The sequence below is a fragment of the Chryseobacterium sp. SIMBA_038 genome, from assembly GCF_046535115.1.
Taxonomy (GTDB): domain Bacteria; phylum Bacteroidota; class Bacteroidia; order Flavobacteriales; family Weeksellaceae; genus Chryseobacterium.
The window spans coordinates 269,759-284,114 of sequence record NZ_JAWRXH010000005.1 but is presented as its reverse complement, the minus strand read 5'-3'; the positions used below and the strand labels follow the sequence as shown (position 1 = coordinate 284,114).

The following is a 14,356-nucleotide window of genomic DNA, read 5'->3' as shown; positions in this document are numbered from 1 at the left end:
GAAAGTAGCTCAGTTGGTAGAGCGTCAGCCTTCCAAGCTGAATGTCGCGAGTTCGACCCTCGTCTTTCGCTCAAAAAAAATCACTCTATCTTTAGCGTGATTTTTTTGTTTAAGGCCGACTTAGCTCAGCGGTAGAGTGCTTCCTTGGTAAGGAAGAGGTCACGGGTTCAAGTCCCGTAGTTGGCTCTCGTTACATCCCGAATTCACTTCGGGATTTTTTTTGCTTAAAACTTTTCTATATCAAATAATGATTTTGAGAAAAAAAATCTAATTAAAGCATAAACTTCGCCATTCTGAAAGCATCTCTCTACAGTTTAACTTTTAAATTCCACTTAAAAAAATCAAAACGATTTTAATCTTAATTAAACTTAACTCCTTCAATATTCTTAATGGTTCAAATTATAATGAATCTATTTACACATGAAGTTCTATCAATAGGAATGGGCTTTAGCCCATTTAATAAATTAAAATCTTCCAATTTGGTTTTAACCAAAACTTATAAAAATATTTCCCTATTAAATTAGATCCATTTTACTTTGCTGAGTGAAACGCCCTTGCGAACGAAACATCAACAGTATTAAATTAAAAAAAAAAACTTAGCGAACCTTGCGTCAAAAAAATATTGAAGCTTTCAATCCAAATGCCCAACCTTAAAATTTAATTAAAGATCCCTCTACCCATTTCAATTCCTTCACAATCATAAAAATTTTCGTTAAATTCGTGTAAAATATATATTGATGAATATTCTTTTATTGGAAGACGACCTTATTCTCTCTGCAGAACTTTGTAAGTTTTTAGAATCAAACAATTTTACGTGTGATAAAATTTACGATGGCGAAACTTTTCTCCGTCAGATCAAAAACAATACATATGATCTGTATCTGTTGGATATTAATGTTCCGAAGATAAACGGACTGGATGTTTGTCAAACCATCCGTTCTTTCGATAAAAACACCCCGATTATCATCATTTCTGCTTACGGAGATCTTTCCGATAAAAAAGATGCGTTTACGAGGCTTGCAGATGATTATTTAGTAAAGCCTTTTCAGTTTGAGGAACTGCTTCTTCGTATGAATTCTTTATTGAGAAGAAAAACACCTTCAGATAATATAGATCAGGATATTATTAGAATAGATGATTTAATTATCAATAAAACCGAACAGAAAGTTTTCCGCGCCGGAAATGAAATTGCTCTTACTTTAAAAGAATTTCAATTATTAGCTTATCTGGCAGAAGCGCAGGGAAGAACAGTTTCTAAGCAACAGATCACAGAAAATGTTTGGGAACATAATTTCAATACAAATACAAACACGGTCGAGGTTTATATTAATTTTTTAAGAAAGAAAATTGATAAAGATTTTAAAGTTAAATTAATTCATACACGTTCCGGATTCGGATATTATCTAAGTTCACTGTAAATGTCTTTAAAAAGAAAGATCGCCCTCAATCTCAGCATTGCTTTTTCATTACTTTTTGGTATTGTGATGGTGGTTATTTATATGTCTTTTAATGATTTCAGGAGAGATGAATTTAAGGAAAGATTTAGGCAGAGATTAGAGTTTACTTCGCATTTTATTTCGAAGTCTAAAGATTTTGAAGAGGAAGCGCCTGTCTTTTTTAATGAAAACTCGGATAATATTCTTTTAAATGAAACAATTCTGATCTTTAACGGCAAAAAGGAACTAATTTACAGTACAATAAAAGACCGGAATGTAACTTGGGACAATGCCTTACTGAAAGAATTAGATCAAAGAAAAACCATTTACACCGAAAAAACGCAGCCTGAAATATATGCAGCGTTGAAAAGTATTAATGGTGAAAACTATTATATTCTTACAAGTGCTTTCGATACCAACGGAAAATCAAAACTAGAATATCTGAAATACCTTTTGATCGCGGCCTATGTGATGAGTACGTTGCTCATCGGCTTTTTTAGTTATTATTTTATGGGACAGTTTCTTCGCCCTTTGGAAGACCTCAATAAAGAGATTTCGGAGGTTACGGCACATAAATTAACGACACAGATTCCCGTTCAGCCTTCAAATGACGAAATAAGTATTCTTGCGAAGTCTTTTAATACGATGATTGCAAGGTTGGATGATGTTTTTCAGTCTCAGAGAGATTTTACGGCAAGTGCTTCGCATGAAATCAGAACACCGATTACAAGAATGGCTTTTCAGTTGGAAAATTTAATTAAACTACAACAGCATTCTCCCGAAACGCTGTCTTCTTTAAAACAGATTCAGAAAGATGTTTACCAGCTGTCGGATCTTACAAATTCATTGTTGATTTTAACTAAATTCGATAAAGAAAACATTCAGACTTTGTATGAAGAAGTAAGGATTGATGAAGTTATATTTGAATCCTATGAAGCGGTAGAAAAAAGCTATCCCAACCTTAAAATGGATTTTTTAATTTCTGAAAACACTTCCGAAAATGCACTTCTTACTATTCCCGGAATTCAATCTTTATTAGATATTGTATTCATCAATTTATTTAAAAATGCAGCAGTCTATTCCGACAATATGGAAGTGGATGTTTTAATAACTGAAACCAATACTGATCTTACGGTTGATGTAGTTTCGTCAGGAAATATTATCGAGGAACATGATCGTCCAAAATTATTTGAAGCTTTTATGAGAGGAAATAATTCTCAAAATATTTCCGGTTCCGGTCTCGGACTTCGTATCGTAAAAAGAATTGTTGAATACCACGGCGCCGAAATTCTTTATTCAGCACCTTCTGAAAAGACAAATCAATTCAGTGTAATCTTTAAAAAATAGTTTTTATTTAAATACTAAAAAAATGTTAGTATTAGCGATGTCATCCTGAGCCTGTCGAAGGATCTTATTTTAACATTTACTAATAACTACGTTTTTAATTTAGATGAAATAATTTTTAGTCTAAATCTTTCAAAAACAAAGAATATTTTCCATCAATTCTTTAATAATTCATTGTAAAAATCACTTCTTAAAACCAAATTTAATTTTTTTTTAAGGCTCCTTTAAGGTCGTTTTAATCGAGCAAGGGCATTTTTGTGGTATGAAAACAGAGAGAATGAACAAAATTGCAGGGCTGTTTGTGGTCATTTCTTCCCTAATGACGGCACAACAGCAAATGTCTCTTCTGGATTGTGAAAATGCTTTTCAGACGAATAATCTTCAGCTGCTAGCCGAACAATATAACATCAACATGGCCGACGCAGATATTTTGCAGGCCAAGATCTGGGAACTTCCACAACTAAGCGGATACATCAATGCTTACAATCCTGAAGATAAAAGAGCCTTTAATGTAAGCAAGGCAAAAGGCGCAGAAGTAACCCAGTTGATCTACATGGGCGGTAAAAAGAAAAACGAAATTGCTTTTGCAAAATCTAATAAAGAACTTGCTCAACTTCAGTTTTCTCAATTGTTGGTCGAGTTGAAAACGCAACTTCATACAACCTACTACAATCTCTACTATGAACAATTAAAATTAGACAACACCAATAAGCAATTAGTATACATGAATGATTTGCTGAGTGCTTACAAAGTACAGTCGGCAAAAGGAAATGTATCGCTAAAAGATGAGGTGAGATTGCAGAGCATCGTTATTCAGTTAAATAATGATAAGATCGGGATCAATAAAAATATTCTTGAATTTGAACAAAATCTAAAAGTCTTAACCGGAGTTACAGAAGATATCGAACCACAACTTTCGGAATCGGAAGCTAAAGAAGTTCTAGCTGCCCAACCATTCGGGGATGAGGTGGAATTAAAGAGAAAAGCGGTAGAAAACAATGCAGATTATCTATATAATTTAAAACTGATCGATAATAGCAAACTCTATTCTCAATGGCAAAAATCCTTGAATGTACCTGATTTAAATGTCGGAGCGCAGTGGGATCAAAACAGCGGAACTTTTAGAAATGAAGTCAATCTGATGGTGGGAATTCCTTTGCCTTTGTGGAAAAGCAATCAGGGGAACATAGAAAAAGCAAATTATGCGATCAAACAAAATCAGAAAAATGCAGAATATCAGAAATTAAATCTTGAAACTAAAGTTCAGTCTGCGTACAAAACCTGGAAAGGTCAATATGACCAATTGGCAGAAATCAAAACAACCGATCTCAATAATCTCGAGCTTGTCTACAACGGAATGCTAAAAAACTTCCGAAACGGAAATGTAAGTCTCATAGAATTTACAGATTTCATGGAAAGCTACAGACAGACCGCACTTCAGATCTACGATATGAAAAACGAGATCATACAATCCGCAGAACAATTGAATCAACTAGTACAAACGAAAATCTTCTATTAAAATGAAAAAATATATAATTGCTGTATTTGTGGCTTTGTCACTGTTATCTTGTTCTAAAAAAGAGGAAGAAAAAGCGCCACAGGCCAAAAAAGGATTTGAACTGAGCAACACCATGCTGAAATCTATTTCTTTAGCAAAAGTTGAGAAAAAATACATAGAAGATAATTACAGTTTTTACGGAAAAATATCTGCTGACAAAAATAGCTACATTGATGTTTACCCTTTGGTAGGCGGAAATGTCATGAGCGTAAATGTTGAATTGGGAGATTATGTGAGAAAAGGACAGGTGTTGGCAACCATCAGAAGTACAGAATTGGCAGATGTTCAAAAAGATGTCAGCGATGCAAAAACAGATTTGGTTGTTGCTCAAAATAACCTTCGCGTTGCAAAAGAAATGTATGAAGGAAAGCTGACGACAGAAAGAGAAGTTCTGGAAGCAAAAAGTCAGCTTCAAAAAGCGCAGGATCAAATGCAAAGATCAAACGCAGTGAGTACGGTTTATAATGTTAAAAAAGGAAATCTTTACAGTGTAACTGCGCCAATTAGCGGATATATTGTTCAAAAAAACATCAATAAAGATATGCAGTTGAGAAGCGACAGAAGCGAAAATATTTTTGATGTTGCCAATACAACCAATGTGTGGGCAATCATGAATGTTAATGAATCTGATATTGATAAAATTAACCTCGGTATGCCGGCTCAGGTTTCTACATTATCTTACCCCGATAAAATTTTTGACGGAAAAATCGATAAAATATTCAAAATTATAGATCCTCAAACCAATACAATGCAGGCAAGAGTTGTTCTGGATAACGCCAACGGATTATTGATCCCGGAAAGTAAAGCAACCATAAAAATTTCAAGTTCAGAAAACAATATGGCGCTTACAGTTCCTTCCAAAGCGGTAATTTTTGATGATAACAGAAGTTTTGTGGTGATCTATAAATCGAGAACAGATTTAAAAGTGAAAGAAGTAAAAGTTTTAAAACAGGTTGGCGACGTTACCTACATTTCCGAGGGCTTGTCCGAGGGTGAAGAAGTAATCACCAATAATCAATTATTGATTTACCGCTCTTTGAATAATTAAAATTTATTTTGAGTTTTAATTTGAAACATTAAGAATTATAATTATGTAGAGTTAAGAAGTTAAGTTTAGTTAAGAAAAACATCTAAAGATATTTTTAAACATTGAATCTTATCCAATTCGCTTGCGAATTACTTAATAACCCTTAACTCCTTAAATTATCCTTAATGGTTCAATAAATAGATATTAAAAATAAGATAATACGTCTTTGCTGAGTGAAACGTCCTTGCGAACGGAAATATGCAGAACAATTTAAAAAAAACTTTGCGAACCTTGCGTTAAAAATAAAAAAGAAGAACCAAAATTTCTTTCAACGACTTTTTTAGGTCACAATAAATCTATCATGAATAAATTCATAAAAAATATAATTGCTTTTTCATTAAAAAATAAAGCATTTACCTTTATTTGGGTTGCTATTTTAGCGATTGCGGGATTTATAAGTTTCAAAAATATGCCGATTGAAGCTTTCCCAGACGTTACCAACACCCAAATTGTAATCATCACCCAATGGAATGGCCGAAGTGCAGAAGAGGTAGAACGCTTCGTCACAACGCCTATCGAGTTGGCGATGAGCCCGGTTCAGAAAAAGACAAGTGTGAGAAGTACAACGATGTTTGGACTTTCCATTGTAAAGATTCTGTTTGATGATGGGGTGGATGACATGTTTGCCAGAAATCAGGTCAATAACCAATTAAGAAATGTCAGCCTTCCTGATGAGGTAGACCCAGAAGTTCAGCCACCCTACGGGCCAACCGGAGAGATTTTCCGATATACATTGGAGAGTAAAACGAAAGATTCCCGAGAATTATTAACCTTACAAAACTGGGTGATCGACCGTGCGTTGAGAGGCGTTCCCGGAGTTGCGGATATCAATGTTTTTGGAGGTCAGGATAAAGTTTTTGAATTAAGTATTGACCCGAGAGCGTTAGATAAGTACAATCTGACACCGTCTCAGGTTTATGATGCGGTTACCAAAAGCAATTTAAATGTCGGAGGTGATGTTATCGAAAAAAACGGACAGGCTTATGTTGTAAGAGGAATCGGATTGGTAAAATCTGTTGCCGATATTGGAAATATTACCATCCAAAATGACAGCGGAAACCCTGTTTTGGTTAAAAACGTTGCCGAAGTTCATGAAAGTTCAATGCCTAGAGTAGGGCAGGCAGGATTAAACAACCACGAAGATACCGTTGAAGGAATTGTCGTGATGAGAAAAGGCGAAAATCCGCGTGAAGTTTTGGTTGGAGTTAAAGCTAAAATTAAAGAATTAAACGAAAAGATTCTTCCAAAAGATGTCAAAATGGTCACTTTCTACGACCGTGATAACTTGATGGATTTTACCACGGAAACCGTAATGCACAACTTACTGGAAGGGATTGTACTGGTAACAGTAATCGTTTTAATTTTCATGGCAGATTGGAGAACTACTTTAATTGTTTCCATCATCATTCCTTTATCCTTATTATTTGCATTTTTATGTTTAAAACTGGCGGGAATGAGTGCCAACTTACTTTCCCTGGGAGCTGTTGACTTTGGAATCATCATTGACGGAGCCGTCGTCATGGTGGAAGGAATCTTTGTCATGCTCGATCATAAAGCAAAAAAATACGGTCCTGAAAAGTTCAATAAAATGGCAAAAGCTGGCTGGATCAAGCAAACCGGAACTGGCTTAGGAAAGGCGATTTTCTTTTCAAAATTAATTATTATCACTTCATTAATTCCCATCTTCTCATTCCAGAAAGTGGAAGGTAAAATGTTCTCACCGCTGGCCTTTACATTAGGTTTTGCATTAATTGGAGCTTTGATTTTTACACTGACTTTAGTTCCTGTGCTTTCACATATTCTATTAAATAAAAATGTTAGAGAAAAAAATAACCCTTTCGTTAATTTCTGGGACAGAATTGTTTTAAAAGGTTTCAGTTTTACATTTAAATATAAAAAAATGAGTTTAATTGTTGCTATTTCATTTTTGGCGGTGACTTTATTCTCAGGAAAATTTTTAGGGACAGAATTTTTACCTCAGTTAAATGAAGGTTCATTGTGGATCACTGCAGAAATGCCGATGAGTTCATCATTAAAAGAATCATTAAAAACAGCCGATCTTTTAAAGAAAGACATTATGAGCTTCCCGGAAGTGACGGATGTTCTGGCACAGACGGGTAGAAGTAACGACGGAACAGACCCCAACGGATTTGGTTTTGTACAATTTGCCGTCAACTTAAAACCTAAAGAAGAATGGAAACGAAACATCAGTTATGAAGAATTAATTGAAGGAATCGATAAAAAATTGAGAAATTATCAGGGAATCACTTTTAATTATTCTCAACCCATTTCTGACAACGTTGCAGAAGCAGTTGCCGGTTTTAAAGCCGAAAATGGAATTAAAATTTACGGAGATAATTTGCAGACATTGGATAGATTGGCCGACGAGGTCTTAAAGCAAATTAAAGATGTTGACGGCGTAAAAGATCCCGGAATTATTAAAAATATCGGTCAGCCCGAAGTAAGTGTTGTGCTGGATAGAGATAAAATGGCCGCTTACGGAGTAATGCCCGCCGACGCACAAGCTGTCCTGGAAATGGCTTTCGGCGGAAAAACGGCATCAGAAATGTTTGATGGCGAAAGAAAATTCCCAATCAGACTTCGTTATTCTCAGGAATACAGAAAAGATGAAAATGACATCGCTGCATTGATGGTTCCTACACAGGACGGCGCAAAAATTCCTTTAAAAGAGATCAGTAATATTGTTAAAGATAATGGAGCTGCATTTATTTACAGAGACGATATCAAACGTTACATCGGAGTGAAATTCTCGATTCGTGACCGAGATTTAGGAAGTACAATTGCCGATGCTCAGAAAAAAGTAGCTAATATTGAACTTCCGGACGGATATTCTGTAGGCTGGACAGGTCAATTTGAAAATCAACAAAGAGCTTCACACAGACTGGCGCAAGTAGTTCCTGTAAGCATTGTGATGATTTTCTTCCTTTTATTTATCCTTTTTGGAAACATGAAAGATTCTCTTTTGGTATTGGCGAATGTTCCTTTTGCATTGATTGGAGGAATTATTGCGCTTCACGTCACAAGAATGAATTTCGGAATCTCAGCCGGAGTTGGAATGATTGCTCTTTTGGGAATCTGTATTCAAAATGGGGTTATTTTGATTACGGAATTCCATCAGAACGTCAAGAACGGATTAAATTTAGATACAGCCATATTTAGTGGAGTAAAATCCAGAACAAGACCTGTAATTATGACTGCATTAATGGCTTCGATCGGACTTTTACCTGCTGCATTGTCTACAGGAATTGGTTCAGAATCTCAAAAACCTTTAGCCATCGTAATTATTGGAGGATTAATAACCGCAACAGTACTTACATTATTGATATTCCCGATTATTTTCTGGATTTTTAACAGAACGAAAAAATCGGAACAGATTTAATTTTTCTATCATTATATATATTAATTGAAGCGCGGAAAACTTTGTTTTCCGCGCTTCTTAGTATCAAAATAATTTGTTATGAATTTAAAATCCTAGCCCAACTGCAAAAGCTTTTACAGCATTTGGGTAATCAGAAACTGAAGTTGCAGCTCCTGTTGTTGTATTCACCGAATAGATTTTTGTTGATGAACCTACTGAAGCCATTAAATAAACTTTCTGACTCATACTTCCGATATCGAAACCGTTAGCACTCGTAATATTGATTCCTAAAGCTCCCGTTTCAACTAAAGTTCCGTTGTTTGGAGGGTTTTGTTGATATAATTTATCAGTATTATGATCAATAACAAATAGGGTAGTCGCAGTGGCTCCTGCAAAATTATTAGTGTAAGCAGCTGCGCCTATCATTGCTCCGACAGGATTAATTGCCGTGTCTACTGCTGTAATTCCACCGGTAACTGGATCTAAACGAAGATTTTGCCCTGTGTTGCTTACTACTCGTATCTTATCTACTAATGGATTAAAATCAAATCCAAAGTCTGTTCCTGAAAGTAAAGTAGCAAAAGGAGAACTTCCAACTGCTGTTGCGGCGCCTGTTCCTAAATTAATAGTGTAAATTCTGCTTGAGCTTCCTAATGCATATAATTGTCCGTTCAGAGGACGGAAATCAATTCCTAAAATATTTTCTCCACTTTGTAATCCAGCCACCGCTTTTGAAACCGGCATTGGACTGTTAGGATTAAATATTTGAAGATTATTAGTATTGTCAATAGCATAGGCCACTGCTTCTGTCGGAATCGCAAGGTCAATGATAGGTTGTTGTAACATTCCTATATTGGTGGTCTTACCGTTATTTAAATCTAATAAATGAAGATTGTTATTTAAAGCTAATAAAGCAACGCTGTTATCATATTTAATATCGAAAGCAGCCTGTCCTGTAAATGTAGTTCCCAAACTTCCCACTTCTACCAATGTTCCGTTGTTGGGAGGATCTTGTTTAAATAATTTCCCTGAAGTAACATCAATATCATATAAAACAGTAGAAGAAGCACCGGCTTTACTGTTGGTATAGGCAACTCCCGTAATTGATGGAGAGCCAGATCCGCTAATATTGGTATCTGAAGCTGCAAGTGCTCCTGTTTCCGGATGCAGACGCAGATTCTGTCCTGTACTGCTTACCAAACGGATACGGTCAACGGTCGGGTTAAAATCAATAGAAGCAATAGGCCCTGAAATTGCAGGACTAAATGCTGTTGAGCTCACCACTCTTGCTGATGCGTTAGAAGTATTAATAATGTATAATTTACTTGCGTTTGATAATGCATACAATTCGCCTGTTGCAGGTCTGAAATCTATACTTAACAATTTTTCTCCGGAAACAATTCCCGCCACAGCTGTTTTGGAAGTGAACATTTTAGGATTGTTAGAATTAAAAGCGACAAGTTCATTCGTACCTGTTAATCCGTAAACCATGACATCCGGTCCTTTTACATTTTCTTCGGCCATCATCATATTATCATCGGAATCGTCGCATGAAAATATTGTCGTGACAGTAAATAGAGCCAGACAAAGGTGTAATAGTTTTTTCATAATATTAATTTTTATGGGTTTAATATTATCTACGAGAAAAGGTTTAATATGGTTTTTTTACGATAAAATTTTAACGTTATGATTTTTTAACTTCTCATAAATTATTCAGAATTAGCCAGATACTTCAGATTTCTTAGAAATCGGTTGTTAGGATTTTTTCAATCGAGAAATTTGTGTAAATTTGCAGTCTCAATACATAGAAATATAGGGTTTGTAATTCTTTGAATTTGAATGTTTAAATTTTTTTAAATAAAAAGGTTTTGATATTTAAAAATTCATTATATTTGCACACCGAAAATTTGAATAAACAATAAATAAATAATTTTACATCATGGCAAAGGAAACGTTTAATCGTAACAAACCACACTTGAACATTGGTACTATTGGTCACGTTGACCATGGTAAAACTACACTTACTGCAGCAATTTCTGCTGTATTAGCGAGCAAAGGTCTTGCTGAGAAAAAAGATTTCTCTGCTATTGACTCTGCTCCAGAAGAAAAAGAAAGAGGTATTACTATCAATACGGCTCACATCGAGTACGAAACTGAAAATAGACATTACGCTCACGTTGACTGTCCAGGTCACGCGGATTATGTAAAGAACATGGTAACTGGTGCTGCTCAGATGGACGGTGCAATCGTAGTATGTGCTGCAACTGACGGACCAATGCCTCAAACTAGAGAGCACATCTTGCTTTGTCGTCAGGTAAATGTACCTAGAATCGTTGTTTTCATGAACAAAGTTGACATGGTAGATGATCCAGAATTGTTAGAGCTTGTTGAAATGGAACTTAGAGACTTATTGTCTACTTACGATTTCGACGGAGATAACTCTCCAGTAATTCAAGGTTCTGCACTAGGAGCACTTACTGCAGCTACTGCTACTCCTGTTAACACAGAAGACAAGTGGTTCAAAAGTGTTGAAGAATTAATGAATGCTGTTGATACTTGGATCGAGCAACCACCAAGAGATACTGATAAGCCATTCTTGATGCCAATTGAAGACGTATTCTCTATTACAGGTAGAGGTACTGTTGCAACTGGTAGAATCGAAGCTGGTATTATCAATACAGGTGATCCTGTTGATATCATCGGTATGGGTGAAGAAAAATTAACTTCTACTATTACAGGAGTTGAAATGTTCAGAAAAATCCTTGACAGAGGTGAAGCTGGAGATAACGTAGGTCTATTGTTGAGAGGTATTGAAAAAACTGACATCAAGAGAGGTATGGTAATCGCTAAGAAAGATTCTGTTAAACCACACAAAAAATTCAAAGCTTCTGTTTATATCCTTTCTAAGGAAGAAGGTGGACGTCACACTCCATTCCACAACAAGTACCGTCCTCAGTTCTACGTAAGAACTACTGACGTTACAGGTGAGATCTTCTTACCAGAAGGAGTAGAAATGGTAATGCCTGGTGATAACTTAGAGATCACTGTAGAATTGTTACAGCCAATCGCTCTTAACGTAGGTCTTAGATTTGCGATCAGAGAAGGAGGTAGAACAGTTGGTTCAGGTCAGGTTACTGAAATCTTAGACTAATCATCTTAAAATAAATAAAGCTTCCGAAAGGAAACTCTCGGAAGCTTTTTATCTACGGGCATCGTCCAATGGTAGGATACCGGTCTCCAAAACCGTTGATCAGGGTTCGAATCCTTGTGCCCGTGCAAATATAAATTATGAGTTCATTTATCGATTTTTTAAAAGGTTCTTATATCGAATTCAGACATAAAGTTGAATGGCCAAAATGGTCTGACTTGCAGTCGTCTACAATTGTCGTAACTATTGCAACAGTAATCTTGGCATTATTTACCTTTGGGGTTGACGAATTGTTTTCTAAATCAATTAGCAACATAATTGGAATGCTAATTAACGTGTTCAACTAAAAAAGTATTTTCCCATAATGAGCGAATTGAAATGGTATGTGCTGAAAGCAATCAGCGGACAGGAAAATAAAGTGAAAAACTATATTGAGACAGAAATCAAACGTTTAGGCTTTGAGCAGTACGTTACTCAAGTGGTTATTCCTATGGAAAAGGTTATTCAAATTAGAAACGGAAAAAAAGTTCCTAAAGAGAAACCTTACTATCCTGGGTACTTGATGGTTGAAGCTGATCTAATGGGTGAAATTCCTCATGCTATTAAGAACATTCCCGGAGTTATTTCTTTCTTAAGTTTAACGAAAGGAGGAGATCCTGTTCCAATGAGAAAATCTGAGGTAAACAGAATGTTAGGCAGAATGGATGAGCTTTCAGAATTCGCCAGTGATGTTGAAATTCCTTATATTGTAGGTGAAAACGTTAAAGTAATTGACGGACCTTTCAACGGATTCAATGGAACAGTTGAGAAAATTCTTGAAGATAAAAAGAAAATTGAAGTTTCTGTATTGATCTTCGGAAGAAAAACTCCGATGGAGTTAAGCTTTATGCAAGTAGAAAAAGTATAATTAAATAGTACTTTTTATATTATAAATTAAATACCACCTCTTGGTGGTATTTTTTTGTTTTATGCAATCCTTAATCAATTTCTACTTAATAATTAAATAATTATACTTAAGAAAATTATTAATCTCTATCCTTAATTTAAGAATTATTATTAACTTTTTAAATATCTCGTTACTTTTTATAATTTTCTATTATTTTTCTATTATTTATTTGCTTTTCACTAATATGAGAATTTAATTGTGTTTTAATTTCATTTTAAGGTGATTTATGTTATTAAATTTACTACTCAATTTTTTTGTTTGTTAGCCTTTAAATAGATTTTAGCAATGTTTACTTTGATTAAATATTTAGCATTTCTACTTTTGATTCTTTAAAATAAATCATAAGACGATGAAAAAAAAATTATCAATTATTTTGTTATGCATAAGTGGTTTTTATTATGCTTAGGTAGGTATTAATACTACAAATCCTCAAGGTATATTTCATATTGACGGAAGTAAGGATAACCCAATAACTGGTGCTCCCAGTGTTGTTCAACAATCAAACGACTTTTCAGTTCTGGCATCGTCAGGTTTAGGTACAGGTACAATAACTGTGGGAATTGGCACTACAAATCCTACGCAAAGTCTGGATATTGCCAATGGTAACTTAAGAATTAGAAATATAAATAATTCTGTAGGAATTTCCAGTGACAGATTATTAGTAGCAGACCCAAATGGCTTAATAAAAGTAGCAGGAGGAGATTCTTTTTCAGCATCAGACAGTGGAAATAGAATGTTAAACGCTGTAGGAGGAACCGACATAAATGCTGCAAATGATTGGAATGACAATGAATTTACAACATTGAAATTAGATGAATTATATGATCCTCAAAGTGCATACGATTCTACAACCGGAGTATATACTGTTCCAAAAGATGGACTCTACTTTTTATACGGTGTTTGCGGATTTACTACACCTGGAACCGGATCTGGGACTTTTGACGGAACTTCGGGCGATGCTTTTACGGCTTTGTATGTAGATACAGGACGAGTGGCAACAACAAGTACGGTAATTCATAGAGGTAATAAAAATCCTTCTATAACCATGCCTCCAAATAGTAATTTATATTTTTTAACAAGTAACGCCACGATTTGGTTAAAGGTTGGCCAAAAAGTTTCACTACAGTTTTTAACATATGGAACTAATAATATGGTGGGAAATCTTGGTGATCTAAAAATTAGTAAGGGAAGTTCCCGATTAATCATTAATAAACTTCTTTAATATATAATCAAGTTTTTCTATTTTGTGTTCCCTTCTATACTACTATATCAGTTAGGAGGGTTTTTGGTTTATTGGATCGTGTTTTATTTGACTTAATTATTAGCAAGTGTAATTTTTTTAAATAATCTTACTAAAAATCAAGTCATTCCGTTTGCTATTTCAAAAATATTTCATAATTTTGCAGTCCGAAAAGTAGGTTTACTTTATGTGAGTGCGGTAACCTACTGAATAATAAA

At 34.9% G+C, this 14,356-nt stretch carries 10 protein-coding genes and 3 tRNA genes; 12 read left to right on the top strand and 1 reads right to left on the bottom strand.

Annotated features, from left to right (window positions below):
- The 7 genes from SB689_RS16310 (at position 1) to SB689_RS16280 (ending at position 8,825) form a co-directional block, all read left to right on the top strand.
- A tRNA-Gly gene (locus SB689_RS16310) sits at positions 1–71 on the top strand.
- A gap of 43 nt (positions 72–114) precedes the next feature.
- Positions 115–186 (top strand) — tRNA-Thr (locus tag SB689_RS16305).
- Between the two features lie 551 nt (positions 187–737).
- A complete protein-coding gene (locus SB689_RS16300; RefSeq protein WP_410693166.1) occupies positions 738–1,418 on the top strand; it encodes a response regulator transcription factor in 681 nt (226 codons plus the stop codon).
- Positions 1,419–2,783, top strand: a complete 1,365-nt coding sequence (locus SB689_RS16295; RefSeq protein ID WP_410693165.1) for an ATP-binding protein — start codon at positions 1,419–1,421, stop codon at positions 2,781–2,783.
- A gap of 274 nt (positions 2,784–3,057) precedes the next feature.
- Positions 3,058–4,299 carry a TolC family protein gene (locus tag SB689_RS16290; protein WP_410693164.1) on the top strand — a complete coding sequence of 414 codons (1,242 nt, stop codon included), beginning with the start codon at positions 3,058–3,060 and terminating at the stop codon, positions 4,297–4,299.
- Between the two features lies 1 nt (position 4,300).
- A complete protein-coding gene (locus SB689_RS16285; RefSeq protein WP_410693162.1) occupies positions 4,301–5,386 on the top strand; it encodes an efflux RND transporter periplasmic adaptor subunit in 1,086 nt (361 codons plus the stop codon).
- Positions 5,387–5,726: 340 nt separating this feature from the next.
- On the top strand, positions 5,727–8,825 hold the full coding sequence (locus tag SB689_RS16280) for an efflux RND transporter permease subunit (protein ID WP_410693160.1): 3,099 nt from the start codon (positions 5,727–5,729) through the stop codon (positions 8,823–8,825).
- A gap of 84 nt (positions 8,826–8,909) precedes the next feature.
- Here SB689_RS16280 and SB689_RS16275 read toward each other — a convergent pair whose 3' ends face one another.
- On the bottom strand, positions 8,910–10,412 hold the full coding sequence (locus SB689_RS16275; protein WP_410693159.1) for a DUF4394 domain-containing protein: 1,503 nt from the start codon (positions 10,410–10,412) through the stop codon (positions 8,910–8,912).
- Between the two features lie 331 nt (positions 10,413–10,743).
- Between SB689_RS16275 and tuf the strand changes: the two genes are divergently transcribed.
- From tuf to SB689_RS16250, 5 genes are all read left to right on the top strand, one after another.
- Entirely contained in the window at positions 10,744–11,955 is a 1,212-nt protein-coding gene (gene tuf, locus SB689_RS16270; protein WP_410693158.1) for an elongation factor Tu, read from the top strand.
- 54 nt (positions 11,956–12,009) lie between these two features.
- A tRNA-Trp gene (locus tag SB689_RS16265) sits at positions 12,010–12,080 on the top strand.
- A 12-nt stretch (positions 12,081–12,092) separates the two neighbouring features.
- Complete coding sequence (gene secE, locus SB689_RS16260) at positions 12,093–12,299, top strand: preprotein translocase subunit SecE (RefSeq protein ID WP_072412212.1); 207 nt, start codon at positions 12,093–12,095, stop codon at positions 12,297–12,299.
- Between the two features lie 17 nt (positions 12,300–12,316).
- Entirely contained in the window at positions 12,317–12,859 is a 543-nt protein-coding gene (gene nusG / locus SB689_RS16255) for a transcription termination/antitermination protein NusG (RefSeq protein WP_066754960.1), read from the top strand.
- Positions 12,860–13,451: 592 nt separating this feature from the next.
- The gene (locus SB689_RS16250) at positions 13,452–14,120 is read left to right on the top strand and encodes a hypothetical protein (protein ID WP_410693156.1); all 669 of its coding nucleotides are present in this window, start codon (positions 13,452–13,454) and stop codon (positions 14,118–14,120) included.
- Positions 14,121–14,356 lie beyond the last annotated feature (236 nt).